Genomic DNA, 26,189 nt, shown 5'->3' with positions numbered 1-26,189 from the left:
AGGGTATTGGCACCGTTAATGGAGAGGGAATGGTGATGAAAAACACGTTTGATTTTAACGCCATCTTGCAAGGGCAGTACGGTGAGATGCTGTTGTCCGGCGTCAAGCTGACGCTGGAGCTGGCATTGGGCTCCTGGCTGCTGGCGATGGCGTTGGCCATGCTGTTGGTAGTGCTGCGTCTGGCGAATAAACGGCTGGCGACGGCCTTTGTGGCGGTTTACGTGTCTTATCACCGCAATGTGCCGACGCTGGTCCAACTGATGATGTGGTATTTCGCCATTCCGACCCTGCTGCCGGAGTCTTTGCAGATGTGGTTGAGCGATTACAACACCGAGTTTGTCTTTTCGCTGATTGCACTGGGGCTTTGCCAGGCGGCTTACTTCTCTGAAGACATCCGCAGCGGGCTGCGCGCCATTCCCGATGGCCAGACTGAAGCGGCGCGGGCGCTGGGCATGGGCCACATCCGCGCCATGCAACTGGTGATCCTGCCGCAAGGCATTCGCAACGCACTGCCGGCGCTGATCAACCACACCGTGCTGCTGTTTAAAAACACCAGCCTGGCGATGGTGATTGGCGTGGCGGAACTGACCTATGCAACGCGAGAGGTTGAAAACTACACGTTCCGCACGTTTGAAGTTTACCTGCTCTCTTCGCTCGCCTACCTGGCGTGTTCCCTGCTGCTGATGGGCATCGGCGCGGTTATGGCTCAGCGTTATCAACGCGCTCTGGAGAGGTAAATATCATGCTGGATTTCTTCTCGATTATTCATCAAAACTGGATGCTGTTCCTAATCGGCCAGTACCCGAACGGCCCGCTGGGCGGCATCGTCTGCACCCTGCTGCTGTCGCTGCTCGCGATGCTATTTTCCTTTCCGATCGGCGTGCTGTTGGGCATGGCGCGCATTTCCCCTTTCCGTTGGCTGCGCTACCCGGCCACCGCCTGGGTGTATGTGCTGCGCGGCATCCCGCTGATGATGGTGGTGTTCTGGACTTATTTCTGCGTGCCGCTGCTGCTGGGCCACAACATTGATGGTTTCGCCACCATGCTGTGCACCCTGGTGGTTTATGAAAGCGCCTATATCGCCGAAATCGTCCGCGCCGGCATCCAGGCGCTTCCTTCCGGCCAGTATGAAGCAGCGCGCGCCATGGGCATGAGCTATCTCAAGGCTTTTCGCCTGATCCTGTTGCCACAGGCGTTGTACAACATGCTGCCCAGCCTGATCAGCCAACTGGTGTCCATCATCAAGGACAGTACCCTGGGCTACGTCATCAACGTGCAGGAACTGACGTTCGCCGCCAACCAGGTCAATAACCAGCTGCTGACTAAGCCCTTCGAGGTATTTGCCATCGTGGCGCTCAGCTACTACGTCATTTGCTTTAGCCTGACCTGGCTGGCGAACCGCCTGGAGCAGCGTATTGCCCGTAAACGTCTGAATTCGGCGCCTGCTGGCGCGGCCAAAGCCGCCCTGTTGTCCTCAACATCTTAATATAAAAGGAATATCTCTATGATTCCGATGATTATGTTTAACCAGGTCAATAAATGGTACGGCGATTACCAGGCGCTCACCGATCTCAGCGCAGAAATCAAGAGCGGCGAAGTGGTGGTGGTTTGCGGGCCTTCCGGCTCCGGTAAATCCACGCTGATCCGCACCGTTAATCGCCTGGAGCCGATCGAGAAAGGCCAGATCCTGTTCGACGGCCACGATATTCACGGTTCCAGCACCCGCCTGAACCAGTTGCGCACTCGCATCGGGTTTGTGTTCCAAAGCTTCAACCTGTTTCCGCACATCACGGTGCTGGAAAACATCATGCTGTCGCCGGTAAAAGTGCTGGGGCTGCGCCGTGCAGAAGTGCGCAAGCAGGCGATGGCGTTGCTGGAGCGCGTCGGCCTGGCGCACAAGGCCGATGCCTACCCCGCCCAGCTCTCCGGCGGCCAACAGCAGCGCGTCGCCATTGCGCGGGCGCTGGCGATGAAACCGCCGGTGATGCTGTTTGATGAGCCCACCAGCGCGCTGGATCCGGAAATGGTGGGCGAAGTGCTGAACGTCATGCGCGATCTGGCGCAGGAAGGCATGACCATGATGTGCGTTACCCACGAAATGAATTTTGCCCGTGAAGTGGCCGATACCATTTGGTTCATGGACGCCGGCAAGATCCTGGAACAGGCGCCGCCGGAGCAATTCTTCACCCGGCCGCAACACCCCCGGGCACAGCGTTTTCTGGCCGATCTGCGCCAGCACTGATGATGCCGCCTGTATTTAGCTACTGGAGCTACTGATGATGAAAAAACTGAATAAATTGAGTTTAGCCGTGCTGACCGGTTCGTTACTGCTGGGCGCGTTTCCATCCTGGGCGGATATGTTGGCGGATATTCAAGGCCGCGGGGTGCTCAACTGCGGGGTTTATTCCGACGTGCCGCCCTTTTCGTCGCCCGATCCTAAAACCCGCCAGTTGGCCGGCATGGATGTGGATCTGTGCAATGCGCTGGCAAAACAGATGGGCCTGAAGCTCAACCTGATGCCGGTTTCCGTTGAAGCGCGCATTGCCGTGCTCACCACCGGCCGGGTAGATGTGCTGATCGCTAACCTGGCGTATACCAAAACCCGCGCGGCGCAAATTCAGTTCAGCGATCCGTACTACGTTGCGAAGGAAGTCCTGGTGGTGAAAAGCGCCAACGCCGACAAAACCCGGGCGGATTTCAAAGGCAAACGTATCAGCTCCACCAAAGGCTCCACCTCGGAACAGTCCATCCGCCTGGCCGATGCCAAGCCGGTGACGTTCCAGGACACTGCATCCGCCTACCTGGCGCTGCAGCAGAACAAATCGGTGGGGTTCGTCACCAACAATATGACCGCCGCCAAACTGGTGATGCAGGCGCAGAAAGACGGCGTCAATTTGGCGATCATCAAAGAACCGATGGCGTTGGAGCCCATTGCCATTGGGCTGAAACAAGGGGAACCGGCGCTGCTGGAGAAGGTAAACAGCAGCCTGAAAGCCATGGACGACGCCGGCGAGATCGACCAGATCTGGAACCACTGGATCGGCCCGAACACCGATTACAAAATGGTGCGCGAAGAGAAGGTTCAGCCGCTCAGCAGCCTGAAGTTTGTACCGTTGGAATAACAACGATCATGGGTGGCGTTGCCCGCCACCCATGCCCCAGGATCAGTTGATGACCGCCCTGCCTAACGGTTTGCGCCGCACCGCGGCCAGCTCGAACAGCGCATCCACCCGCGCGCGCTCTTGCGCATCCGTCTTCACCCAGATACCGCAGCCAACAAACACCAGTACGTTGCCTACCAGGCCGACGATGCCACTGGTTAACGATCCCAACGCCGGGATGTCGTCCGGGAAAAACACCGTCAGCACGATGGCGATCGCAATCCCAGTCAGCATCCCGCCCAGCGCCCCCTGCTTATTGCCAAAGCGGCTGAAAATGCCGAAAAACAGCGGGACCGCCAACTGAATAATCCCCTGATAGGAGATTTGCGCCAGCAGTTGCAGCCGTGAGTAGTTGAAGGTTAAATAAGCCAGCAGCGCCGCCGCGATGATAAACACCACCATGCCGGACTTAGCCAGTACCGTCAGTTGCCTGTCCGTGCGTGGAGTGTTCCAGGTGGCCAGATCGTTGGCGAACTGAGTACCGCACACTTGTACGCAGCCGTCAACGTGGCCAATACTGGCCGCAAAAACAATCACCAGCGCCAATGCCAATAGCCAGGCACCGCCGTGATTATAGAGCGCGGTGAAAAAGCCGTTTTGCGGCTTGGCCTGCACGGCCGGATCCTGGCTGACGGACGTGGCGAACAGCATCAGTAAGGCATAAAAGCCCCCGACCAGCACAATCGTCAGCAAAGTGCCCTTTTTCACCGAGCGTATGCCGCTTGCCGTGTAGATGCGCTGGAAGCTCATCGGCCAACACATAGAGCCGATCACACCGGTGAATATCAGGCTGAACATATACCACGGGCCGTAGCTTGAACTATCGGCGCCCGGCACCATCAGCATCTCTTTCGGCAACGCCGAAAGCTGGTTGTAGCCGGGTTCCGTGGTAAACATCAGGATCACGCAGATCAGCGCCCCCAGGCCATAGGCAATGGTTCCCTGGTACATATCCGTCATGATCAGCCCGCGCATCCCCATACTCACCGTCCAGTACTGGCGAATCAAAATCGTCAGCACCCCGACAATCAGGCAGGTAGTGACGCTCCAGCGGCCGAAGCTGGCAAACTCAACCAGCACTGCCAACGCCTGAATGCCCATGATTACCCAAGGGAATACCGAGATAATGCCGATGATCGACGCCACCCGCTTCACTGCCGGGCTGTTGAAACGCATGCCCAACAGATCCGGCTGCGTGGTCAGGTTGAAATGCTGCCCCCACTTCCAGGCGCGGTTGGCCATCAGGTACATGGCGGTCACGCCCAGCGTGGAATACACCACGCCGTAAAACCCCAGCACACCGCCTACCGATAGTGCGAAGAAGGCGGTAAAGGTGGCGCCCGGCCACCAGGAGTTGGTGTAACTCATGGCGATATACCATGGGCCGTAGGCGCGGCCACCGACGGCGTAATCAGCAAAGCTGGTACTTTTGCGGTTGGTGGCGTACAACACGATAATCATCACGGCAAGAAATAGCCCTATCATGCCGAACGTTATCCCATATTGCGGTTCTGCCGTACTGATGTTCATTGCTCTTCCCCTTCGGGCGGTATTTCACCCAGTGCACATTCAGCCATGTAGATAACCCATAGGCCAAGGCTCAATAAAATTGCGATGGCTAGCCAATAAAAAATAGGAAGTGGGATGCCTAAAATAATCATCGAACTGCCGCTGACGCTTAAATATAACGGTGGAAACAGCGCCATAATTAACAGTGCGGCAAGATAGCAGCCGAATAACACGTTTTTGATGCTGAACAAGATGCGATGACTTTGCTGTAAAGTGGTCGTATTCATATTTACTCCCCCCTCTATAAACAAAAGATATTTCCGCTGTCGCTCCATAAAACGGATCGCTGTCGTTATCGCTACGGCGACGCTATGAACTGACATTCGGCAATATCCCCCTGGATGATTACGTCAATCGGTAAGATACCCGCCGCTTCTTATCCTGTGGCGTAACGGTGGCCCAGCCTGAACCGCCGCTTTGGGGTGAAAGCCGACAGGTACTGGCTTGCTGTTTCAGCATTATTATTGTGTTGGTACGCAGGTCACTGGCTCAGGTAAGAGGCGTTAAAGTGCACGCAGCCAGTTTTCCCAATCTGGATGATTCAATACGCTACGGGCGCGCATTTGTTTCCATGCGCTATATTTTGAAAAATCAAAGTCAATATCGGCAATGTTATGCTGCACAATTGCCCAGGTTGACCATTTCATATCCGCCAGGAATTTATGAATTTGTACCCGGGCAAATATCTGGTTATTGACCTTGCCGAAATAGTCCTCCAGCAAATCCAGCTCAATTTCCGGCGTGAAGAACATTTCGCCAAACCAGAGCGCCAGTTCATAACAGCGATCGTTATTCGATGCATATTCAAAATCAACCAACCGAATGTTATCGTGGCTATCAAGCATAAAGTTACCGGCCAGCGTATCGTTCATACAGGGGGCCAGATCGATACCTGCCGCCTGCAGCGCCTGTTGCGCTCGCTGGCACTGTAACAGGAGCCATGGCTGATCCGGCGCAAACCGGCCGGCCAGATCCTGCACCTGCCGTTGGTGCTCGTCTAACATATCAAAGACAGTTTTGGTCTGTTTTAGCGGCGGTTGGTCGTTAAACGTTTTTAACGCCATCAACGCATTATGGCGAACCGCCTCGCGTTGAAAGTCCTGGTTCACCGACGCACGCCAGCCTTCCATAAACTCAAAAACTTCCACCCCCAGTTCCGGCAGAAAAGCCACCACCGGCGCACCGTAGCCGGTTGCGGCGGCTTTCAAGCTGGCTTCATGCGCCGTTTCACGATTGATGAACATCTCGGTGCCTTGCCCGGGGATTTTGATGAAGAAAGCCCGCTCACTCCCGTCTACCTGTACTTTCCAGTTGGCGTTGGAAATCCCCCCGGTGACCGGGCGGTAGTAAACGACTTCAGTTTGCCAATCGCGCATCGCGGCAATGGCCTGCTCCAGCAACACTTCCTGCTGGCTTTGTGCTTCCCCCACTCTTTTCATTGCCATGTTAGCCCCCATTCACATTCCGCAACCAACTTTCAAAGCGGGGATCTCGCACACACAGGTGGCAACGCAGCAACGTCCACTGCCCCAGCTTGGTGAACTCCAGCGGGCGCGGGGACGTATGCCCAAGCCAAAATCCCCACAGCGTCCAGTACCAGTCATCGATAAAGGCATATAAACGGCAGCGGGCGTAATCCGCTTCGCTGCACGCGCCATGCCAATGGCTGATTTGTTCGCGCCATTCGCGCTCAAACGGGAACAGTTCGTTGAGCAGAATCGCCATGTCATACAAGCGATCGCCAATGCCGCCGTAGTCAAAATCAACCAGCTTGAGCTCACCGCCCGGCCCCAGCATCACGTTGCTGGCGATGCCGTCGCCATGGATGAATACCGGTTCAGCAGCATGCTGTTGCAGCGCGTGCGTTGCCATTTCCGCGCACTGATCCAGCCAGACGGCGTCATCAGGCAGTGGGGCGCCGTCGCGTTCGCACAGTTGCCGTAGGTGGGCAAGCATGGCGAAACGGCTTTTGCCCCCGACGGGCAGTTGCCCCTGGTGCAACCGGCTCTTGGTTTGCCACAGGCGGCGGAGCTGTTGCGGTGCGATCAGATCGTCAGTCCTGGCCCAGCGCCATCCCTCCGGCAGCGCTTCAAAGATCATGACGCCCTGTGTGGTATCGGCATAGCAGAGCTGCGGCGCCACACCGGTTTGCGCGGCAGATTGGCACACTGCCGCACAGTGCGCCACGTCAATCAGTTCACGCTGATCGTCGTACAACACTTTGGCATAGTAATGGGCGCCGTCGTGTTCTACCTTGTAGCCCGCCCACTCGACGGCCAACCGATGGGGCGATGCCACGCCTTCGGTGCCGGCGGTAATCTCTGGATTATCCAACCCAGCGGCCTGCAATCCAGCGGCCTGCAATGCAGCGCGTAGTCGCGTTAACATGCTTGTTCCTCCGCGGTCATCTCTTTACGCCAGGCCTCGGGTTGCGTGCTGATCAGATACAGAAACAGCACCAACACGGCAACCCCATGGTGCATATCTTCATCGGTGGTGAATTCGGCTTCGTTATGCGACAGGCCATTGGCGCTGGGAATAAACAATAGGCTGCTTGGGCAGTGATAGCTCATGCTGATGGCATCATGCCCGGCGACGCTGCGCGTTTTCAGCGCGGCGATATCCAGCAAATTGCAGCTTTGCCAGGCCAGCGCTGCTAGCGGCGCGGCCAACTGCCGGCGAGGCCGGAACTGGGCGCTATCGATACTGACGGTGGTGCCGGTAGTCGTGGCGATCTGCTGCAACAGCGATTGGAACGCTTCGCCGGTTTCGTGCAGTAGCTGTTCATCGGCAGAGCGAAACTCAATGTGTAAGCGGGCTTCGGCCGCCACCACATTGGGGGAGTTGGGGCTGATCTCCAGGCGGCCGACCGAGCTGTGCATCTTCAGATTGTGCTTATCCGCCTGTGCTCGCACAGCGATAATGGTTTGCGCTGCGGCCAGTAGCGCATCGCGCCGCACGGCCATCAGGGATGGCCCGGTATGGTTCTGCTCCCCCTGGAAATGCACTTGCCATTTCAGCGCCGCCCAGGTTTCCTCCACCACGCCAATCTTGCTGCCATGCTGTTCCAAATGTGGCCCCTGCTCCACATGCAATTCGATATAGGCGGCCACCGGCAGTGCTTCCATAGCCTCACCCACATAGCCGATCTGCTGTAACGCCTGTTTAAGCGTGATGCCTTCGGCATCTTGGCTCGTCCATGCCTGTTCCAGCGGCATCGCGCCGGTAAAAACGGCACTCCCCATGAGGCTGGGTTGAAAGCGGGCGCCTTCTTCGTTGGTCCAGTTCACGACAGCCAGGTTAAACATCGGCGGCTCATTACGTGCGCGCAACTGCCGTGCCAAACTGGCAACCGCCACCGCCCCGGCGGTAACGCCGTACGCGCCATCAAAGCGGCCGGCGTTGGGCTGGCTGTCCAGGTGGGAGCCACACAGCACATAGGGCGCGCCTGGAACCAACGTCATCAGCCCAAAGATATTGCCCACCGGATCGATCCGCACCTCAAACTGCTCCGCGCGCAGCCAGGCGCAAAATCGGTCGCGCACCGCACCGTCGGCGGCAGTTGCCGCCAGACGATGTACGCCGCCGGACGGCGTGGCGCCGATGCGCGCACACGCCCTGAACAGGGCGTCAAAGGTGGCGAGATCCTGTTGGCTCGCCCGCGGTGGTGCCGGGGTAAAGGATGCTGACATGCTGTTCCTCCAAACTTGCCACGTAACTCTCATGCGGCAACACGTTGGTGATCACGCTGTTTACCGCATGAAACGGCAACGTATTGATAAACGTCCGCTGACCAAACTTACTTTCATCGGCAAGAATCACGCTGTGCCGACAGTGCCGGCACAACACGCGCCGTAACAACGCCTCGGGTTCTTCGTAATCCATAAACCCCAGTTGCAGATCAATGGCGCCAATACCCATGAAGGCGACGTCGTAATGAAACTGTTGCGCAAACTCCAGCGTATGCGGGCCAATCAGCGCGTTGTCGTTTCGCCGCACCAGGCCCGGTGTTAACGTCACTTGGTTATCGCTTTGCTGTGTTAACAGTGCGGCGATGTCCAACGAATTGGTGATGACCTTCAGGCGGCTAAAGCGCTGAAGCTGCTGCGCCAGGGCCAGCGTTGAGGTGCCGGTATCAAGAAACAACGCCATGCCCTCTTCAATCAGATCGCAGGCGAGTGCAGCGATGCGTGCCTTGGCGCGAGGCTTGATGCGGCTGCGGATCTGCAGCGGCTGCTCTTCACTGGGCACCGGCAATATGGCGCCACCATGCACTCTGCGTAACACGCCTTGCTCTTCCAGATATTTCAAATCGCGGCGTATGGTTTCTTCCGAGACCATAAAACTGCTGGCCAACTCACTCACCCGCACGCGTTTATCACTGTTCAGTAACCGCTTAATTTCATCCTGCCGGGGCTGGTTTATCATCGCTGTCTTCCGTGCTGTAGAGAGGGTGTTCAGTATATCGCGCCATCGGCCACGGCCGGCGGCAAATGCTGTTCCCACGGCATCATCGCTTCCAGGGCCGCGCAGAACTGTAAAACCTCACCATCGGCGAAGCGTGGGCCAACCACCTGCAGGCCGATCGGCAAGCCCTGACGGCTAAAGCCACAGGGAACGTTGGCCGCCGGGTTGCCTGAAAGGTTAAACGGCCAGGTGAATGGGGTCCATTGCGCCCAGGGCACGGCGCTATCGCCGCCCTCAAAGGCTTCTGGCCCGGTGCACTCGGCATTGAACGGCAACACCGGCAGCGTGGGCGTAATCAGCAGGTCCACGTCGTTAAACAGGCTGTGCACCGCGCCGGCGAAAATCGCCCGTTGTTTCACCGCCTGCAGATAGGCCGCCAAATCTATGCTCTGCGCTTTTTTTATCAGTTCGGCAAAACCGGGATCCAAAAGCTCAAGCTGGTTTTTCAGCGCGTTGCCATAGGCAATACCCCGCCCGCCGGCCCACAGGGTTTCAAACACTTGCAGCGGGCTTGGCCAGTCAAGGCGGCGGCGTTCAACCTGCAACGGTAGGTCGGCCGCCATCCGGCCGACCGCGTGATCCACGGCCAGGGCAATCTCATCATCCACCGGGGTATCAAACAGCGTTGGGCAGTAGGCCACACGCAATGGCCGCAGCGGGCGATCGCACAGGGCCAGATAACTGCCCTCCTCGTTGGGCAACGCCTGGTGATCGCGCGCATCGGGGCCGGAGAGCAAATCAAACAGCAGCGCGCTATCGCGTACGGTGCGGGTCAACGGGCCGGCGTGGCTAAGCATTTCGGTGGCGGACCACGGCCAGGTTGGGATCCGCCCCAATGTGCCTTTTAAAGCAAAAATGCCGCAGAATGACCCTGGGATGCGCACTGAGCCACCGCCGTCCGAACCCAACGCCCCCGGCACCAATCTGGCTGCTACACTGATGGCCGAGCCGGAACTGGAACCGCCGCTGCTCAATGAAGGATCCCACGGGTTGCGCCCTGGCCCAAACACGCGCGAAACGCTGGCCCCGCTCCAGCCGAATTCGGTGGTCGCCGTTTTACCGATGATTATCGCCCCCGCGGCTTTCAGGCGCTGAATAATGGGTGCATCGGCCGTGGGCACCGTTTCCAGCGCCGTGAGCGATCCTTTGGTGGTGCGTAATCCCTCGGTAGAAAACAAATCTTTAATGCCGAACGGCACGCCGTGCAATGGGCCGCGAAATATGCCAACCCGAGCCTCTTTTGACAGAATTTCCGCCTGTGCCAGACTGGCCTCTTCATAGACATCGCCAAAGGCATTAAATATGGGATTGTGGCTTTTTATCGCTTGCAAACATGCGCTGACCAACGCCGTTGGGCTAAGGTTGCCCTGACGGATCGCCGTGGCGGCCTCGATCACGTTTGGCATAGTGAATCTGCTATTTCCCTGGCCCATATCACCTCTGCAATCGCTCAATAGATAATCAAAAAACGATCTGATAGTGGAATTATTAGCCAGCAAGGTCAAGCGTGGGTTTTGTTGTTTATGTGTGATTTGTTGGTTTGTATTGGAGGAGTGATAAGAACAAACGATGGCTGTATCAACAGTATTTTATGCTGATAATTTACCACAAATTAAATAATGCCTACTGGCTTAAGACAGGGGCTGGTGACTTCATTGGTTCTTTTTGATTAGCACGCCCTGTTTGTCTTGCCGGCCACTGGCGCAAAAACGCGCTCCGGCGCGCGCAATCGGGCCCGGTTGCGATAAGTATATTGTCTGGCTATTTTTCCACCGTTTCCGATTTTGTGTGTGTATTGGCTTATATTGCCGCGCCGGCGGGGGCAAAACCTTGTGCGAAGGCGGCTTTCAAATAGCGGCTGAACTCCGCCACCGCCCGCGAGACCTGCGGCGTATAGGGGCGAACTACGTACAGGCTCTCGGCAAAGATCCCGACCGGTTGCCAATCCGGCAGCAGTTCCACGAGCCGCCCGTCGGCAAGCGCTTGCTGGGCCGTAAAGTCTGGCAGTAATGCGATACCTAAACCGCTGGCGGCGGCATCGCGGATCGCTTCACTGTTGTTGGTGATAAATACCCCGTTAACCGCCACATTCAGGCGTGGGCTTTCTGCCGCCTGGCGGCGAACAAACGCCCATACCGGCTGTTCGCCCCCGCGTGGGTAGCACAAGCATTGGTGTTGTTTCAGTTCATCTGGCGTTTGCGGCATGCCGTACTGGCGAACATACACTGGGGCGGCCACCATCACGGTGTGGGTAGCGCATAAGCGCCAGGCCACATGGGTTTCCGGCATGGCGTCGCTGTGGCGGATGGCCATATCAAACCCTTCGGTGGCCAGCGAAGCCAGATGGTTGGACACATCAAGCTGAATGCGCACTTCCGGATTGGCGTGCAAAAACGCGGTAATATGCGGCACCAGGTGTTGGCAAGCAAAGGCGACCGGTGCGGTCATCCTCACCATGCCACGCAGCGGCCCGCTGGAATCGCACAGACCGACAAAACTCTGTTTGATCTGCGCAAAAGGCTCGCGCAGCGCCGCCACCAGGTTCGCACCGGCTTCGGTTAAGCGCACGCTGCGGGTGGTCCGCTGCACCAGGGGAACCCCGGCCTGGGTTTCCAGTTCCTTGATTTTTTGGCTGACCGCCGCTTTGCTCACTTTCAACCGCTGCGCGGCACGGGTGTAACTGCCCTGTTCCGCCAGCACCGTCAGCCAGTGCAGGTGCGTCCAGAGCGCTTCGGCGCTTTCATTCATATTGATTGTTCAGATTTATAAACAATGAATTCAAATGATAGCGCTTTTTTTGCACTAAACGCCAGCTTAATATGGCCCGGTATTCGCCACCAAAAAGGAAATGAAAAATGCCATTGTTAATCTTTGATGTGATTGAAGGCCGAAGTGAACAGCAGTTGAAAACGTTGCTGGATGCCGCTCATCGCGCCGTGCTGAGCGCATTCGAAGTGCCCGAACGCGATCGCTATCAGATTGTTCACGAAAATAAGGCCCATCATATGGTGATTGAAGACACGGGGTTGCCGTTACAGCGCACGCGCGATCTGGTGGTGGTCAGGGTATTTACCAGCCCGCGCAGTGAAGCGCAGAAACAGGCGTTCTACGCCGAACTGGCCCGTGAACTGCATGACAGCTGTGGCATAAAAGGCGGCGATCTGATGGTGTCGATTATCACCAACACCAAGGGGGACTGGAGTTTCGGCAACGGCGTTGCCCAATATATGACGGGTGAACTGTGAACCCGTGGCGGTGCCACGGCACCGCCACCCGGTAATAACCGGTTATGAAGCCGATTCCTCTTCGTCGTCCGCCAGTTTTTTCGCCTGCTGTTTCATAAACACCACTTCCTGCGGGCTGGACAAGCTCACCTGCTGTTCACGCAGCAACTTCAAGATGTTGAACAACAGCTCGCTCTTGCTGGCGCCTACCATGCGCGGGCTGGCGACGTAGCCGGTAACGCTCAAGATGATGCCGTCCGGCCCCAGTTGGCTAAAGCGCACATAGGGCGATGGGCTATCCTGGATCGCATCATAGTCGCGGTAGGCGCTGAGCAGAAGATTGCGCACCTGCTCCGGATCGATATCCGTCGGGAAGGTCAAAGCGATAGTCACCACCCCCTGCGCATTACCCATCGTCGCGTTGCGCACGTTTTGCGAAATCAACTGCGAATTGGGCACGATCATGGTTGAACGATCGCTCAGCTGGATTTCGGTGGCGCGCACGTTAATGCGCCGCACGTCGCCCTCAACCCCGGCAATGCTGATCATATCGCCCACTTTCACCGGCCGCTCGGTGAGGAGGATCATGCCGGAGATAAAGTTCTTCACAATTTCCTGCAGGCCGAAACCGATCCCCACCGACAGCGCGCTGACGATCCAGGCCAGGTTGTTCCACTGTATACCTAACGCCGCCAGCGTCACCAGAATCAACAACACATAGCCCACGTTGCTGAACAGCGTGACCAGCGAGGCGCGGATACCGATATCCATAATGGTCTTCGGCAGCAGCTCGTTGCTTAGCCAGCGTTGGGTGATGCGCAGAATATAGATACCGATCGCCAGGCAGATCACCGCGTTAATCAGGTTACCGGGCACGATATTCAGTTTTTTCAGCCCTTCGCCCGTCAGGATGGCGGCAATTTTTTCCAGCAGTGCGTTCGGCGTGGTGGTGCCAAACGAACCGTTCACCAGCGAGACAATCATCAGCAGCAGCAAGGAACATTTGGCGATGGCGGTGGTGATAATCGCCATCTGCTCCAGATGTCGATCGCTAAAGTTAAATGAGCGCTTCAGCGCTTTACCGCTGGCAGTCTGGTTGGAGAACAACGCCGCGCACAAATCGGTGACGCACAGCACCAGGAAGTAGAACGACATCAGCACCAGCGATATCCAGATAATCTGGTAGATCAGGAAGCGGGCAAAGGCGATATAGCCAATCAGCAATGCCGCCAGCACCACCAGTGAGGATGTCAGCACCACAATGTGCACCAACCCGCCGAGGGTGGATCGTTTGTCATTGTGCTCGCCGCGCTGTTCAATGCGGCGGCGCAAACTGCGCGCGCGCAGCGGCATCGCCAGCAGCACCAGCGCCATCAGCGTCGCCACCAGCCCATTGCCGAAAATCGTGGTGTTCAAACTGGCACCGACCACATTATTCGTCAATTCTACCGTGCCGAACAACAGCGCCAAGACCGACAGCAGTGGCGAGAAGAATCGCATGCCGGCGGCCATGTCATCGTCTACCGGCGCCAAACGCCAGGACGGGCGGTTGATAGATAAAAACGCCCGCCCCAGGCCGGCGACCAGTGCGCAGAAAATCGCCAGCCGGGTAAAGCTGTCGGTAAAGTCTTGCACCAGCGGTGGGAACGGCGCGGCGCGTGACATCGCCTGATACACCAGATCCAGCGCGATGGTGGTGCCGAACAGGGTAACCAGGACGGTCGCCAGCGCCATAAAGCTGCGGCGCAGGCGGCCGTCCGGCAGGTAGCGGATGCTGAACCAGGCTAGATAACGCTCGGAGAAATAACGCCCCAACGACCACACCACCACTGCCGCCAGCAACAGCAGAAACGTGCCTGTTCGCCATGTCTCCTGCCAACTGGTCATCCAGATTTGTATCAACGCTTGGTTGATCTGCTCAAGGCGCCGTAGATCGTCGGGCAATGGGTTGCTGATCGGCTGCCAGAACTGTGCGCCGAGGATGCTGCCGGAGTTGAGCGCCAATTGGCTTTTAAACGCTACGCGGCGCAGATCGCTGATTTGCTGGCCGAGCGACAGCGCACTGGTGCGGATAGCCTGCGTACGTTGCACCGCATCATCCAACTGCTTTTTATTGTTGTTGAGTGCATTGCGCTGTTGGATCACCACACGGTTTTCCGCCAGCGCCCCTGGCGCCGGCGTTGGGCCCAGTACGTCTAATTGTGCCTGCAGCTTCTCTTGCAGCGGTTGCAGATCCGTTTCCAGTTGGTCCAGATCTGCGGCCAGCGTCTGCGTATTTTCAAACAGTTTACTGAGTTGGTTATCCGTGGTGGCGTTAGATACCTGCTGCTTGATGCTATCAAGCTCCTTTTGGAAGCGTTTCAATGCAGTGGCGGTATCCGCCAGGCTTTGTTCCGTGGTATCAGCCTGCGCCGCCGATGCGGTTTGGGGGCTTAGCGGCAGCCCAAACAGCAACAAAAGGAGGAACAGGATCTGCAGCGGTCGTCTCATAGGTTTCGGGGCTCAACGGGCTGTTAGCGGGCAAATGAAACAGGCGGGCCGTTGGCATGGCCCGCCTGATTGACAATACTCGCTGATTATAATCTGCGGCGAAGTTAAGGCAATATATCCTGAACGATCGCACAAATTAACCCGCTGCCGGCGCGTTGTTTGCCGATCCCCACCAGGAAGCGGCCCTGCCCTGAATAACAGGCCCGGTCACGGGGTGAACTTTAGGAACAATCCGGCACCATTAGGGCCGTGCGCATGCTTCGCGTCGATAATTTTTAGCTGGGGCGCTTGCAGCAGGAGCCTAGAGTAAAAGCAGTAAGAATGCGATGGCAGGTAAAATTCTGCGTTGGTCGAGCAGGTGGTACGATGGCCGTTTATTTTTTTATTTTTTTATTTTTTTGCCGGTCGTGAAATGCCAGACAAACAGTACCAACAGTGTACCCACGGCAAAGGTTAGCGTCAGGCTGGTCAGAAAAGCGGTGTTACCCGTGGAGTAATGGTAGATTTCATTAACACCGACGGCAATCATGAATAGCGCGTATAAAAAACCGAAAATAAGCATTGTTATTATCCTCTGGTTCAGGTGCGGTGAGGAATTTATTGCCACCTCCCTATCGTTAATTGCCTGGCGACAGGGAGGTGGCGTTGGGGTGGACCGTTATCGTTCATTAATCATCCCATTTCGTGCTCATGTAGGCGGCCAACAGGCCCAGTGAGCTGATGAATCCCAAAAATCCGATAAAAAAAGTCATGTTTCCCATTTCTACATCCTCAAAATTAGCTGTTATCGATAAGTCGTACCTCGTGAGTTCATTGTGCGTTTATCGCCTCCCTTCTTTGGTGTTAACAACGCCCAGGCCTCTGCCGGGGCTTGGAATACGGGGGCTGGCTTTGTTGCGGAGATGACGTTTTCTATAATCAGATCGCCCGTTCCGAATTATAAAATAAACTCGGATTTATATTTGCCAGCGCGCCCGTAGGTATTTTTCGCGGCCAGTATAAAATAATAAAAAAACGGCTGCCGGATAATCAGGCAGCCGTTTATGAAATATTTAGAAAAGAATAACGGTCAACGGCAGGTTTTATCATGCCGCGGTTTTTTCGGCGCCAGCAGGTAGTCAACTACCGTGTCATCCACACAGCGGTCAATGCCATGCAGTGCCAGCGTATGGCCGTCGCGCTCCTGGGTCACCAGTGGGCTTTTGAACCAACTGGCCATCATGCGGGCGCTGCGGTACGGCGTGGCCGCATCGTAACGGCGCGCAACAAATAGCAGCGGCGGCAGTGCCGGAGAAAGGCGCGGCACATGGGGGCTGTCTTTTCCGGGGTATGGCCACAGATCACACATTTCCAGCGGGTATTCATGCAGCGGCAAATAGTGGGTAAAGGTGGCAGTGGTGTTGATCGCCTGGCGTTTGCGGCGCAGCATCTGCTCATCAGCCCCCGGCGTAGCGCTGTCTGCGCAGGTAATCACGTTGCGCGCATCTTCCGCATCCGGCCCATAGCTTTCATCAATCAGGGTGCTGGCCTGCTCACCAGCCTGGCCGCTGGCGATTTGTTCCAGCACTTGCGCCAGTTCCGGCCAACGTTGCGGCCACAGTAACAATGCGCGCGTCACGGCAATCACATCGTCGGGGTAAATTTCATAGCCTGCCTGGGTGACGAACGGCGCCGCATGCAGTTTGCTCAATAGCGCGTGGAATGCCTGAATAGCCAGGTTGGGGTCACTCGGCAACGGGCAACGCGCGGTTTTGGCGCAAAAAGCGGCAAAGCGCAGGAAGCTTTGCTGGTAGGAACGTTCCTGGCTTATCCGCCGGGTGAACTCATCCTCTGAAATATCCACTACGCCATCCAGCACCAGCGCACGGGTTCGCTTGGGGAAGCGCTCAGCGTACAGCGCCGCCACTTTGGTGCCATAGGCATAGGCAACGGCGTTAAGCGCCGGTTCGCCCAAGGCGTAGCGAATCGCGTTCAGATCGCTGACCGCCTCATCCGTGCCGACATGTTGCACCACCTGCGCGCCGGTTTGTTTGATGCAGGCGTCGATCATCGCTTTCACCTGCTTTTCCGCACCGGCGATATCGTTATCATCCAGCGCCGGCGTTTCATCGTCGTCCGCCATCTGACAAGAGATCTTTGGCGCTGATTGGCCAACGCCGCGCGGATCGTAGCCAATCACATCGTAAGATTTACGCAGCCTTGCTATCGCCGGCTCGGCAGGCAGATAGGGGTTAATGCCGGTTAACCCCGGCCCGCCGGGGATCATCACCACGCTGCCCTTCTTCTCGCCGGTGGCCGGCAGCCGAGTCAGCGCCAGGCGCACAACCTCCCCCCGGGCCGGCAGTTGGCCCTGTGCGGCGCCATAGATTAACGGCACGTCCAGATAGCCACACTGCAAGCCAGGCTGTGGCGGCGCATCCTGGAACCAACGCTGAAACATGGCGTTATGGCACGGCTGCCAGCGGATGCTTCCACCTTCGTGAGCCGCGGCCGGCGCCGGTTTGGCATAGGCGGGTAAACCGGCGGCAACCAGCATAAACAGCAAAACACGCACTACTGACATGACGAATCCTTTCAACGTGGAACAACAATCTGAAAAAAGGCCCTGTAATCAGCCTGCAAATAGAACACAAAAAGCCCTTGGGTTGAAGGCCAAGGCCCCCGCCCGGTCAAAAAAACGCCAACCGTTACGCGCCGAATAAAATGCCTTTTTCACGCAAAGCCGCATGGTAGCGCCCGTTCAGCCGGGGTAGCATGCCGCAAATACGGTGAGAAAAACTGAGATTATTCTTATTCACACATTGCGTATTGACGAATATGAGAAAATTCTCATTTAATACAGTTTCAACTTGCTAGCTCTGGGTGAACGCTATGGAATACCTGTCACTAGTAATCCTCGTTGTACTGATAGCAGTTGTCATCGTTTCATTTTCTATGTATTGGAAACAAAAAAGAGCCCGGACGCTTTCCACACTAAAGAAAAGACGATAGCAGTCTGGGTGCGCGCATGCGAATGCGCCCAAAGTGCTATCACCTCGCCCTTTCACGCCTTGCCACCCGTTCCCTCTCTGTGAGAGGGAACGAGCACCTTTCTCAATACGGTAATAACCCCTGAGTATTACTCTGCTTATTGTTCGACTTTATTCGTATTGGCGATAACAGCGATAGCTGCATAGAATCAAGGTTATCGGCTAAGCTCAGTCGAACAACTGCTAACCGTATTTACCGAACAGGCAATGCTATTACTTCGATAAGACTGGCCGGGTATCGCCCACCGCCTGTTGGGAAAGAACCTGCGCCGCCCCACGCCAAATGGCTAAGTAAGGTTGATTATGGCACGTACTACCCCCATTGAACGCTACCGCAATATCGGCATCTCGGCGCATATTGATGCCGGCAAAACCACGACGACCGAGCGGATTCTGTTTTACACCGGGGTCAGTCACAAGCTGGGCGAAGTGCACGACGGCGCCGCTACCATGGACTGGATGGCGCAGGAGCAAGAGCGCGGTATTACCATCACCTCAGCCGCCACCACCTGTTTCTGGAACGGGATGGAACACAGTTACCCACAACACCGGATCAATATCATTGATACCCCGGGGCACGTCGATTTCACCATTGAAGTCGAGCGCTCAATGCGCGTGCTGGACGGCGCGGTGATGGTGTATGACTCGGTGGGCGGCGTGCAGCCGCAGTCGGAAACCGTCTGGCGCCAGGCCAACAAATACCGGGTGCCGCGCCTGGCGTTCGTCAACAAAATGGACCGCATGGGCGCCGATTTCTTCCGCGTGCGGCAAATGATGATCGATCGTCTGAAAGCCAACCCGGTGCCGATTGTCATTCCGATCGGCGCCGAAGAGCACTTTACGGGCGTGGTGGATCTGGTGCGCATGCAAGCCATTTTCTGGGACGATGAAACCCAGGGCATGCGGTTCAGCTTCGAGCCGATCCCGCCGGAACTGCTGGAATCCGCCAATGCATGGCGGGAAAAAATGGTCGAAGCGGCGGCCGAAGGCTCGGAAGCGCTGATGGAAAAATACCTTGGCGGCGAAGCGCTAAGCGAACAAGAGATCGTCGCCGGCCTGCGCGCCCGCACCATTGCCGGTGAAATCCAGCCGATGCTGTGCGGTTCGGCCTTCCGCAATAAAGGCGTGCAGCGCATGTTGGATGCAGTGATCGAACTGATGCCCTCACCGTTGGATGTGCCGCCTATGGAAGGCCACGATGAGCACGACAACATCGTGACGCGTCGTGCCGACGACAACGAAAAATTCTCCGCGCTGGCCTTCAAACTGATGACCGATCCGTTCGTCGGCCAGTTAACCTTCGTGCGCGTCTATTCCGGCGTGCTCGCCAAGGGCAGCAGCGTTTACAACCCAGTGAAAGGCAAGAAAGAGCGCATTGGCCGCATTGTGCAAATGCATGCCAATGACCGTAAAGACGTGGATGAGCTGCACGCCGGCGATATCGCAGCTTGCGTGGGCCTGAAGGATGTCACCACCGGCGACACGCTGTACGATCCGAACGCCGTCATCACGCTTGAGCGGATGGTGTTCCCAGAGCCGGTGATCGCCCAGGCGATCGAGCCCAAAACCAAAGCCGACCAGGAGAAAATGGGCATCGCCCTGCAGCGGTTGATGTCTGAAGATCCGTCATTCCAGGTACGCACCGATGAAGAATCCGGCCAGACGCTGATTTACGGCATGGGCGAACTGCACCTGGAGATCATCGTCGATCGCCTGCGGCGTGAATTTGGCGTGGAAACCAACACCGGCAGGCCACAGGTTTCCTACCGTGAAACTATTCGCCGTAAAGTGGTTGATGTAGAAGGGAAATTTGTTCGCCAGTCCGGTGGTAAAGGCCAGTATGGCCACGTGGTGCTGACCGTTGAACCCAACGAGCCTGGCAAGGGCTTCGAATTCTTTGATGAAATCAAAGGCGGTGTGATCCCGGGCGAATACATCCCGGCGGTGAAAAAAGGCGTTCAGGAAGCGATGAACAACGGCATTTTGGCCGGTTATCCGGTGGTGGATATCAAGGTGCACCTGACCTTCGGTTCCTACCATGACGTCGATTCCTCCGAACAGGCCTTCCGTATGGCGGCCATCTTCGGTTTCAAAGAGGCCTGCCGCCAGGCCGAACCGGTGATTCTGGAGCCGATCATGAAGGTCGAAGTGGAAACGCCGGAGGATTATGCCGGCGGCGTGATGGGCGATTTGTCGTCGCGGCGTGGGCAACTGCAAGGGATGGAAGACATTCCCGGCGGCGGTGGCAAAGCCATCCACGCCACGGTACCCCTGTCGGAAATGTTCGGTTACTCCACCACCCTGCGTTCGATGACTCAGGGCCGCGCCACCTTCACCATGGAGTTTGGCCATTACGCCGAAGCGCCGCGCAACGTAGCGGAAGAGATCATCAACCACCGAAAACGCTAACCTCCCCACGCCTGCCGCCCTGTGCGGCAGGCGCTATTTCTCTACGCTCACCTGCACCACCACCGGCTTCGGGCGGATACGCATGGCGGCAATCACGCCGAATATCAGACAGGCAATCCCGGCCACGGTCAACACTGGCGGCCAGGCCTGGCGCAGCATGAAGGTATACGCCAGCCCGGCGAGCGTTTCAAACACGATAAGCGGCCCAACCAGCACCGTTGGCAGGCGTTGGCTCGCTTCGTTCCAGCATAACGCCCCCACCCAGGAACACAGAATACCGATCGCCAGCATCAACGTGATAAACACCGCCGGCCGGGGGCCAAACGGCACGGCGAATGCCGGTTGGTTGATGGCCAACTGCCCACAAACCGCCAGGTAGCCAACCAGCGCCAGCGGCAACGTCACCACCCCTTGCGCGGTGGCCCAGGTGGATGGGCGCTGCGTCGGGTTCTGCCGCAGCCAGCGGGCGTTGCGCAGCGGGTACCAGGTCCAGCAGATCACCGCCGTGATGGCCAGCAGCAGGCCGCTGCCATAGCGCCAGGCATCGACCGGCGCGGCATTGGCCCGCAGTTCGGCAATGTTGACCAGCACCAGCCCGACAACAATCAGCGCCAGCGCCGGCGCAAGCCGGTGCCACGGCAGTTGGCCGTCGTGCCGGCCGTAAAACAGGTTGGCGCTGATCGCGATCACCACCGGCAGCGTACCGATGATCATGGTGGAGACCGGCGCGCCGATGCGTTGAATCGCGCTGGCAAGAAAAAAGTAATACAGCAGATTGCCGATTAACGTCAGCTTCAGCGCCTCCACCCAGTCTTGCCGTTGCAGCCGCAGCAAACGGCGGCGATCCCACCATGCCAACGGCAGCGACAGCAGGCCAAAGGCCAGATAGCGGCCGGTGGACTGCAGCGCCGCCGGGTAGTCGGGCACCATTTCCGGCCCAACGAAAATCAGCCCCCACATCAACCCGGCGGCCAGCGCAAACAACACCCCTGCAAACATAAAGACTCCATCAACCACGCACAGCCGCGTAGGCATATATTTAGGGTATATTCGTGTGCCAGCTTACGGTTTTTTCAGGCGTTTGTCTTATTACGCATCTTACGCATCTTACGCATCGCGCGGCGCCATGTATTACCTTAACCGGGCGCCGCCGCGGCCTCACGTTTCAACCATTGCTGCAACGCTTGCCCCTCCAGCGAAAGCTCCGTGTCTTGGCGCACACACAAGTAATAATCACGGCCATCGTCAATCGGCAAATCGAACAGCTTCACCAGTTCGCCGCGCTGAAGATAGGTTTCGATCAGCGGCTCGCGCATTAATGCACAGCCCAACCCCGCCTGAACGGCGGCTAGCGTCAACAGGCCATCTTCAAACAATGGCCCGGTGCTGCGCAGCGGGCGCTTCACCTCGGCCTGTTGGAACCACTGCATCCAGGTATTGCGCTCTTCATCATGCAGTAGCGGCAGCGGCGCTAATTGATCCGGCGTATCCAACACGCCGTGCAGTTGCATAAAGCTGCGGCTGCAAACCGGGATCATCTTGCCGGACATCAGTTTTTCGCTGTGATAGCCGGGCCACTGGCCCATGCCGAAGCGGATCGAGATATCCGCCGCATCGCTGAAATAATTGCGGTGATTGGCATAGACCACGTTAATCTCGATAGCCGGGTTTTCACGCAGAAAGCCGCGTAACCGTGGGATAAACCAGCCCATACCGAACAGGGGGATCAGGCTGATGGTCACCTGGCGCGATGCGGACTGCTCACGCACGTGCTCGGTCGCCTGGCGCAGCACATTAAATGCGGAGCGGATAGAACGGTAATATTCGCGCCCTTCGTTACGCAGGATCAGGCGCCGCCCCTGGCGCTCGGTCAACGGCATTTGCAGAAACGCCTCCAGCGTTTTCAACTGGTGGCTGACCGCCGACGGCGAGATCGCCAGCTCGCGTGCGGCGGCGTTGATGCTGCCCAGGCGGGCAATGGCCTCGAACGCACGCACCGCACGCAGCGGCGGATCGTTGGGCAAGGCCGGCAACGGATGTTCGTACTGTTCTGTTTTTTTCATATATTGACTATTTTTCAGCAGGCGCAGTGAGTGAGTAAAATTAATGTAGATTAAAATCAATAAATTAAAAACACACAATTTTTGTATAAGAAATTATTTTTCCGTATTTCACAAAAAATATTAATTCTCTACTGTGAACGGTAAATCATGCCTTTAGAGAATTTGCCCTATGGATACGTTGATACAGCAGACCGTCAACGGGGTACTGCTTGGCAGCATTTATGCCTTAATCGCCCTGGGTTACACCATGGTGTACGGCATTTTGCGCATTATCAATTTCGCCCACGGCGATGTGCTGATGGTCGGCGCGTTAAGCGCCCTATCCACCATTACCCTGCTACAACAGCATTTTCCCCACCTTTCGCCCTACCTGACGCTTGGGATTGCAGCCGCCGTCGCTGCTGTGGCCTGTGCGCTGGTTTCAATGAGCATTGAACGCCTGGCTTATCGCCGCCTGCGCAATGCGCCGCGCCTGGCGCCGCTCATCAGTGGCATTGGGGTATCGCTGTTGCTGCAGACGCTGGCGATGCTGATTTGGTCACGCAACCCGCTGATGTTCCCGCAGCTACTGCCGATGGAGCCCATCGCGTTAACCCCCGGCAGCGCCGGCCATCCGCCGGCGGTGATCACCGGCACCGCCATCGCCACGGTAACCGCGGCCCTGTTGGTCATGGGCGGCTTATTGCTGTTGGTTGAGCATTCACGCCTGGGGCGGGCAATGCGAGCCACGGCGGAAAGCAGCCAGGTCGCCAGCCTGATGGGCGTTAACCCTAACCGCATCATCACCGTCACGTTTGCTCTGGGCGGTGCGTTGGCGGCGTTAGCCGGCATCATGATGGCCAGCAACTATGGCAGCGCCAGCTTCTCAATGGGCTTCCTGCCCGGTATTAAAGCCTTCACGGCGGCCGTGCTGGGCGGTATTGGCAATCTGCGCGGCGCTATGCTCGGTGGCCTGCTGCTGGGCTTGATCGAATCGCTCGGCACCGGTTACCTCGGCACGCTGACCGGCGGTGCATTTGGCAGTAATTATCAGGATGTGTTCGCCTTCCTGGTGCTGATCGCCGTGCTGATTTTTCGCCCGTCCGGCCTGCTGGGCGAACGCGTTGCCACCCGATCCTAAATGGAGCGCCAAAATGATGACACTGACTTCTCCTGCCCAGGCCGCAGCGGCACGGCGCCCCTGGTTCGGCACCACGCTGTTCATTGCCGGGCTGTTGCTGGCGCCTTGGCTGGTGGGGGCCGCCGGCGGCAATTACTGGGTGCGGGTAATGGATTTTGCCTTGCTGTACCTGATGTTGGCGCTGGGGTTGAACATTGTGGTGGGCTGTGCCGGCCTGCTGGATATGGGCTTTATTGCTTTTTACGCCGTGGGCGCCTATCTGGCCGCGCTATTGTCATCGCCGCATCTGGTTACCCAGTTCCCGATGCTGCTGCAATGGTTTCCCGGCGGCCTGCATATGCCGATCCTGTTGTTGATCCCGCTGGCCGCCGCGCTGGCTGCGGTGTGTGGCATCCTGTTGGGCGCGCCGACCTTGCGCCTGCGGGGGGATTACCTGGCCATCGTCACCCTCGGCTTTGGTGAAATTATCCGTATCCTTATGCGCAATATGGATCGGCCAATCAATATCACCAACGGCCCCAAGGGCATTTCGGGGATTGAACCGGTCAGCCTGTTCGGGGTGAAATTTACCGGCATGCATGAGCTATTCGGCATCCGCTTTTCATCGTTATATATCTACTATTATCTGTTCGCCGCGCTGTTGGTGGCGATCCTGTTCGTCTGCATTCGGCTACAGCATTCACGTATCGGCCGCGCCTGGGGCGCCATCCGCGAAGATGAAGACGCCGCCCGCGCTATGGGTATCAATACCCGCAACTTCAAACTGCTGGCATTTGCCATTGGCGCGACCTTCGGCGGCATAGCCGGCACCTTGTTCGCCGCATTTCAGGGCTTTGTCTCGCCGGAGTCCTTTACCTTGCAAGAATCGATTGCCGTGCTGGCGATGGTGGTGCTTGGCGGTATGGGGCATATTCCCGGCGTGATCCTGGGCGCCCTGCTGCTGGCGGCGCTGCCGGAATTTCTGCGCAGCAGCATGGGGCCATTGCAACAAACGCTGTTCGGCCAGGTGCTGATCGATCCCGAGATTATCCGCCAACTGTTTTACGGGCTGGCGCTGATTCTGGTGATGCTCTACCGCCCTGCCGGCCTGTGGCCCGCGCGCCACCAACAAGGAGGCGCCTCATGATCCCATTGCTTCAACTGGCGGATGTCAACAAACGCTTTGGCGGACTGGTCGCGGTCAATAACGTCAGTATGGCGGTCCGGCAAGGCGAAATTTACGGCCTGATCGGCCCTAACGGCGCGGGCAAAACCACCTGTTTCAACTTGATCACTGGGTTGTATCGCGCCGACAGCGGCGACTTTAGCCTGCAGGGGCAGCGGTATAAACCGCAGGCGATCGACAAAGTGACGCAGGCCGGCATTGCCCGCACCTTTCAAAATCTCCGGCTGTTCAATGAGATGAGCGTCCTGGAAAACGTCATGGTGGGTTGCCATGCCCGCACCCGCAATGGTCTGTGGGCGGCGATCGCCCGCCACCGGCGCGCCAGGGAGGAAGAAAACCATACGCTGGCGAAATCGCATGCGCTGCTGGAATACGTCGGCATCGGCCAATTCGCCCATTATCGCGCCGGGGATTTGTCCTACGGGCACCAGCGCCGCCTGGAAATCGCACGCGCGCTGGCGACCGAGCCCAAACTGCTGGCGCTGGATGAACCCGCCGCCGGGATGAACGCCGGGGAAAAGGTCGCGCTGCGCGAACTGCTGCTGCGCATCCGTGACAGCGGTAAAACCCTGTTGCTGATTGAACATGACGTCAAGCTGGTGATGGGGCTATGCGATCGCCTCACCGTGCTGGACTACGGCCGGGTGATTGCCGAAGGCCGGCCGGAACAGGTGCGCCGCGATCCAGCAGTCATACAGGCTTATCTGGGAGGATCCGCTCATGTCTGAATCTTTGCTGGCGGTTAAACAGCTGGCTGTCTCCTACGGTGGTATCCACGCGGTGAAAGGCATTGATTTTCACGTTAACCAGGGTGAACAGGTCACGCTGATTGGCGCTAACGGCGCGGGAAAAACCTCCAGCCTGCGTGCGCTGACCGGGCTGCAACCTTTTGGCGGCGAGGTGTACTTCAACGGTAAATCTATCCGCGGCGTTCCCCCGCATCGTTTATTGCAACAGGGGCTGGTGATGGTGCCGGAGGGGCGCGGCATTTTTGCCCGCATGACGGTGCTGGAGAATTTGCAGATTGGCGCCTACGCACGCCGCGACAAAGCGGCGATTCGGCAGGATATGGCACGCGTCAATGAGATATTCCCGCGGCTGCGCGAACGGTTGCAGCAACAGGCGGGGCTGCTTTCCGGGGGCGAACAGCAAATGCTGGCCATTGGCCGCGCTCTGCTAAGCCGCCCACGGTTACTGGTGCTGGATGAGCCTTCAATGGGGCTGGCGCCAATCATGGTAGAAGCGATTTTTGAGGTGATCAAAACGCTGGCAAAAAGCGGCGTAACGCTGCTGCTGGTCGAACAAAACGCGCGCCTGGCGCTTGAGGCTACCGATCGGGCCTATGTGCTCGACAGCGGCAACCTCAGCCATAGCGGCCCTTCGGCCGGCATGCTGGACGACGAAAAAATCAAACAGGCCTATTTAGGCGAATAATCATTGGCTCACTACACCGGGAAACCACATCATGAAAAATAAAACATTGCACACTCTC

General features: G+C 57.4%; 24 protein-coding genes. 10 read left to right on the top strand and 14 right to left on the bottom strand.

The genetic code is table 11. From position 1 onward, the window contains the following. The first annotated feature begins 35 nt into the window (after window positions 1-35). The 4 genes from AC559G_RS17700 to AC559G_RS17685 are packed head-to-tail and all read left to right on the top strand — an operon-like array spanning window position 36 to window position 3,122. The gene (locus AC559G_RS17700; protein ID WP_279022821.1) at window positions 36-737 is read left to right on the top strand and encodes an amino acid ABC transporter permease; all 702 of its coding nucleotides are present in this window, start codon (window positions 36-38) and stop codon (window positions 735-737) included. 5 nt (window positions 738-742) lie between these two features. Continuing rightward, a complete protein-coding gene (locus AC559G_RS17695) occupies window positions 743-1,486 on the top strand; it encodes an amino acid ABC transporter permease (RefSeq protein ID WP_279022822.1) in 744 nt (247 codons plus the stop codon). A gap of 18 nt (window positions 1,487-1,504) precedes the next feature. After that, window positions 1,505-2,242, top strand: coding sequence for an amino acid ABC transporter ATP-binding protein (locus AC559G_RS17690; RefSeq protein WP_438596569.1), 738 nt, complete (start codon window positions 1,505-1,507; stop codon window positions 2,240-2,242). Window positions 2,243-2,276: 34 nt separating this feature from the next. Further along, a complete protein-coding gene (locus tag AC559G_RS17685) occupies window positions 2,277-3,122 on the top strand; it encodes an ABC transporter substrate-binding protein (protein ID WP_498913527.1) in 846 nt (281 codons plus the stop codon). 42 nt (window positions 3,123-3,164) lie between these two features. On the opposite strand, the gene AC559G_RS17680 is transcribed toward AC559G_RS17685, so the two are convergent. The 8 genes from AC559G_RS17680 to AC559G_RS17645 all read right to left on the bottom strand — a co-directional run bounded on the left by AC559G_RS17680 (window position 3,165) and on the right by AC559G_RS17645 (window position 11,945). After that, the gene (locus AC559G_RS17680) at window positions 3,165-4,691 is read right to left on the bottom strand and encodes a sodium:solute symporter family protein (RefSeq protein WP_498913526.1); all 1,527 of its coding nucleotides are present in this window, start codon (window positions 4,689-4,691) and stop codon (window positions 3,165-3,167) included. Further along, entirely contained in the window at window positions 4,688-4,957 is a 270-nt protein-coding gene (locus tag AC559G_RS17675) for a hypothetical protein (RefSeq protein WP_438597218.1), read from the bottom strand. Before AC559G_RS17675 ends, AC559G_RS17680 begins: the two co-directional genes overlap by 4 nt. A 276-nt stretch (window positions 4,958-5,233) precedes the next feature. Beyond that, entirely contained in the window at window positions 5,234-6,175 is a 942-nt protein-coding gene (locus AC559G_RS17670) for a phosphotransferase (protein WP_438597217.1), read from the bottom strand. Window position 6,176: 1 nt separating this feature from the next. Continuing rightward, the gene (locus AC559G_RS17665; protein ID WP_498913524.1) at window positions 6,177-7,118 is read right to left on the bottom strand and encodes a phosphotransferase; all 942 of its coding nucleotides are present in this window, start codon (window positions 7,116-7,118) and stop codon (window positions 6,177-6,179) included. Continuing rightward, window positions 7,112-8,422: a Zn-dependent hydrolase gene (locus AC559G_RS17660; protein WP_498913522.1), complete on the bottom strand. Its 1,311-nt coding sequence runs from the start codon at window positions 8,420-8,422 to the stop codon at window positions 7,112-7,114. The genes AC559G_RS17665 and AC559G_RS17660 overlap by 7 nt, the downstream gene beginning before the upstream one ends. After that, the gene (locus tag AC559G_RS17655; protein ID WP_498913520.1) at window positions 8,361-9,158 is read right to left on the bottom strand and encodes a DeoR/GlpR family DNA-binding transcription regulator; all 798 of its coding nucleotides are present in this window, start codon (window positions 9,156-9,158) and stop codon (window positions 8,361-8,363) included. The genes AC559G_RS17660 and AC559G_RS17655 overlap by 62 nt, the downstream gene beginning before the upstream one ends. 29 nt (window positions 9,159-9,187) lie before the next feature. Next, the gene (locus AC559G_RS17650; RefSeq protein ID WP_498913518.1) at window positions 9,188-10,603 is read right to left on the bottom strand and encodes an amidase; all 1,416 of its coding nucleotides are present in this window, start codon (window positions 10,601-10,603) and stop codon (window positions 9,188-9,190) included. A 394-nt stretch (window positions 10,604-10,997) separates the two neighbouring features. After that, window positions 10,998-11,945, bottom strand: a complete 948-nt coding sequence (locus AC559G_RS17645) for a LysR family transcriptional regulator (protein ID WP_498913516.1) — start codon at window positions 11,943-11,945, stop codon at window positions 10,998-11,000. A 107-nt stretch (window positions 11,946-12,052) separates the two neighbouring features. Between AC559G_RS17645 and AC559G_RS17640 the strand changes: the two genes are divergently transcribed. Continuing rightward, window positions 12,053-12,442, top strand: a complete 390-nt coding sequence (locus AC559G_RS17640) for a tautomerase family protein (protein WP_438598513.1) — start codon at window positions 12,053-12,055, stop codon at window positions 12,440-12,442. Between the two features lie 42 nt (window positions 12,443-12,484). Here AC559G_RS17640 and AC559G_RS17635 read toward each other — a convergent pair whose 3' ends face one another. From AC559G_RS17635 to AC559G_RS17620, 4 genes are all read right to left on the bottom strand, one after another. Continuing rightward, window positions 12,485-14,911, bottom strand: coding sequence for a DUF3772 domain-containing protein (locus AC559G_RS17635; RefSeq protein WP_498913514.1), 2,427 nt, complete (start codon window positions 14,909-14,911; stop codon window positions 12,485-12,487). Window positions 14,912-15,293: 382 nt separating this feature from the next. Further along, complete coding sequence (locus AC559G_RS17630; protein WP_498913512.1) at window positions 15,294-15,473, bottom strand: hypothetical protein; 180 nt, start codon at window positions 15,471-15,473, stop codon at window positions 15,294-15,296. Between the two features lie 106 nt (window positions 15,474-15,579). Further along, window positions 15,580-15,672: a protein MgtS gene (gene mgtS, locus AC559G_RS17625; protein WP_462616228.1), complete on the bottom strand. Its 93-nt coding sequence runs from the start codon at window positions 15,670-15,672 to the stop codon at window positions 15,580-15,582. A 308-nt stretch (window positions 15,673-15,980) separates the two neighbouring features. Beyond that, window positions 15,981-17,474: an alpha/beta hydrolase gene (locus tag AC559G_RS17620; protein WP_498913509.1), complete on the bottom strand. Its 1,494-nt coding sequence runs from the start codon at window positions 17,472-17,474 to the stop codon at window positions 15,981-15,983. A gap of 769 nt (window positions 17,475-18,243) precedes the next feature. On the opposite strand from AC559G_RS17620, the gene fusA reads away from it, so the two are divergent. Further along, a complete protein-coding gene (fusA, locus tag AC559G_RS17615; RefSeq protein WP_498913507.1) occupies window positions 18,244-20,349 on the top strand; it encodes an elongation factor G in 2,106 nt (701 codons plus the stop codon). A gap of 33 nt (window positions 20,350-20,382) precedes the next feature. Here fusA and AC559G_RS17610 read toward each other — a convergent pair whose 3' ends face one another. Further along, window positions 20,383-21,348 (bottom strand): DMT family transporter, encoded by a 966-nt coding sequence (locus AC559G_RS17610; protein WP_498913505.1) that lies wholly within the window; start codon window positions 21,346-21,348, stop codon window positions 20,383-20,385. 137 nt (window positions 21,349-21,485) lie between these two features. After that, the gene (locus tag AC559G_RS17605) at window positions 21,486-22,412 is read right to left on the bottom strand and encodes a LysR family transcriptional regulator (RefSeq protein ID WP_498913503.1); all 927 of its coding nucleotides are present in this window, start codon (window positions 22,410-22,412) and stop codon (window positions 21,486-21,488) included. A 169-nt stretch (window positions 22,413-22,581) separates the two neighbouring features. On the opposite strand from AC559G_RS17605, the gene AC559G_RS17600 reads away from it, so the two are divergent. From AC559G_RS17600 to AC559G_RS17585, 4 genes are read left to right on the top strand one after another with little or no spacing between them, the layout of a single operon-like run. Then, window positions 22,582-23,532, top strand: coding sequence for a branched-chain amino acid ABC transporter permease (locus AC559G_RS17600; RefSeq protein ID WP_498913501.1), 951 nt, complete (start codon window positions 22,582-22,584; stop codon window positions 23,530-23,532). Between the two features lie 13 nt (window positions 23,533-23,545). Continuing rightward, window positions 23,546-24,658 (top strand): ABC transporter permease family protein, encoded by a 1,113-nt coding sequence (locus AC559G_RS17595; RefSeq protein WP_498913499.1) that lies wholly within the window; start codon window positions 23,546-23,548, stop codon window positions 24,656-24,658. Further along, window positions 24,655-25,425: an ABC transporter ATP-binding protein gene (locus AC559G_RS17590; RefSeq protein WP_095848663.1), complete on the top strand. Its 771-nt coding sequence runs from the start codon at window positions 24,655-24,657 to the stop codon at window positions 25,423-25,425. Before AC559G_RS17595 ends, AC559G_RS17590 begins: the two co-directional genes overlap by 4 nt. Continuing rightward, the gene (locus AC559G_RS17585; RefSeq protein WP_498913497.1) at window positions 25,418-26,131 is read left to right on the top strand and encodes an ABC transporter ATP-binding protein; all 714 of its coding nucleotides are present in this window, start codon (window positions 25,418-25,420) and stop codon (window positions 26,129-26,131) included. Before AC559G_RS17590 ends, AC559G_RS17585 begins: the two co-directional genes overlap by 8 nt. Window positions 26,132-26,189: the final 58 nt, after the last annotated feature.

The organism is Gibbsiella greigii (assembly GCF_039540155.1).
Classification (GTDB): Bacteria; Pseudomonadota; Gammaproteobacteria; order Enterobacterales; family Enterobacteriaceae; genus Gibbsiella; species Gibbsiella quercinecans.
The sequence above is the reverse complement of the archived record's forward strand: the minus strand, read 5'-3'. Positions and strand labels throughout refer to the sequence as shown.

Excerpts from the sequence above, each read along its gene's own strand:
- AC559G_RS17700 (WP_279022821.1), top strand. The coding sequence starts at position 36 with ATGAAAAACACGTTTGATTTTAACGCCATCTTGCAAGGGCAGTACGGT.
- AC559G_RS17695 (WP_279022822.1), top strand. The coding sequence starts at position 743 with ATGCTGGATTTCTTCTCGATTATTCATCAAAACTGGATGCTGTTCCTA.
- AC559G_RS17690 (WP_438596569.1), top strand. The coding sequence starts at position 1,505 with ATGATTCCGATGATTATGTTTAACCAGGTCAATAAATGGTACGGCGAT.
- AC559G_RS17685 (WP_498913527.1), top strand. The coding sequence starts at position 2,277 with ATGATGAAAAAACTGAATAAATTGAGTTTAGCCGTGCTGACCGGTTCG.
- AC559G_RS17680 (WP_498913526.1), bottom strand. The coding sequence starts at position 4,691 with ATGAACATCAGTACGGCAGAACCGCAATATGGGATAACGTTCGGCATG.
- AC559G_RS17675 (WP_438597218.1), bottom strand. The coding sequence starts at position 4,957 with ATGAATACGACCACTTTACAGCAAAGTCATCGCATCTTGTTCAGCATC.
- AC559G_RS17670 (WP_438597217.1), bottom strand. The coding sequence starts at position 6,175 with ATGGCAATGAAAAGAGTGGGGGAAGCACAAAGCCAGCAGGAAGTGTTG.
- AC559G_RS17665 (WP_498913524.1), bottom strand. The coding sequence starts at position 7,118 with ATGTTAACGCGACTACGCGCTGCATTGCAGGCCGCTGGATTGCAGGCC.
- AC559G_RS17660 (WP_498913522.1), bottom strand. The coding sequence starts at position 8,422 with ATGTCAGCATCCTTTACCCCGGCACCACCGCGGGCGAGCCAACAGGAT.
- AC559G_RS17655 (WP_498913520.1), bottom strand. The coding sequence starts at position 9,158 with ATGATAAACCAGCCCCGGCAGGATGAAATTAAGCGGTTACTGAACAGT.
- AC559G_RS17650 (WP_498913518.1), bottom strand. The coding sequence starts at position 10,603 with ATGCCAAACGTGATCGAGGCCGCCACGGCGATCCGTCAGGGCAACCTT.
- AC559G_RS17645 (WP_498913516.1), bottom strand. The coding sequence starts at position 11,945 with ATGAATGAAAGCGCCGAAGCGCTCTGGACGCACCTGCACTGGCTGACG.
- AC559G_RS17640 (WP_438598513.1), top strand. The coding sequence starts at position 12,053 with ATGCCATTGTTAATCTTTGATGTGATTGAAGGCCGAAGTGAACAGCAG.
- AC559G_RS17635 (WP_498913514.1), bottom strand. The coding sequence starts at position 14,911 with ATGAGACGACCGCTGCAGATCCTGTTCCTCCTTTTGTTGCTGTTTGGG.
- AC559G_RS17630 (WP_498913512.1), bottom strand. The coding sequence starts at position 15,473 with ATGCTTATTTTCGGTTTTTTATACGCGCTATTCATGATTGCCGTCGGT.
- mgtS (WP_462616228.1), bottom strand. The coding sequence starts at position 15,672 with ATGGGAAACATGACTTTTTTTATCGGATTTTTGGGATTCATCAGCTCA.
- AC559G_RS17620 (WP_498913509.1), bottom strand. The coding sequence starts at position 17,474 with ATGTCAGTAGTGCGTGTTTTGCTGTTTATGCTGGTTGCCGCCGGTTTA.
- fusA (WP_498913507.1), top strand. The coding sequence starts at position 18,244 with ATGGCACGTACTACCCCCATTGAACGCTACCGCAATATCGGCATCTCG.
- AC559G_RS17610 (WP_498913505.1), bottom strand. The coding sequence starts at position 21,348 with ATGTTTGCAGGGGTGTTGTTTGCGCTGGCCGCCGGGTTGATGTGGGGG.
- AC559G_RS17605 (WP_498913503.1), bottom strand. The coding sequence starts at position 22,412 with ATGAAAAAAACAGAACAGTACGAACATCCGTTGCCGGCCTTGCCCAAC.
- AC559G_RS17600 (WP_498913501.1), top strand. The coding sequence starts at position 22,582 with ATGGATACGTTGATACAGCAGACCGTCAACGGGGTACTGCTTGGCAGC.
- AC559G_RS17595 (WP_498913499.1), top strand. The coding sequence starts at position 23,546 with ATGATGACACTGACTTCTCCTGCCCAGGCCGCAGCGGCACGGCGCCCC.
- AC559G_RS17590 (WP_095848663.1), top strand. The coding sequence starts at position 24,655 with ATGATCCCATTGCTTCAACTGGCGGATGTCAACAAACGCTTTGGCGGA.
- AC559G_RS17585 (WP_498913497.1), top strand. The coding sequence starts at position 25,418 with ATGTCTGAATCTTTGCTGGCGGTTAAACAGCTGGCTGTCTCCTACGGT.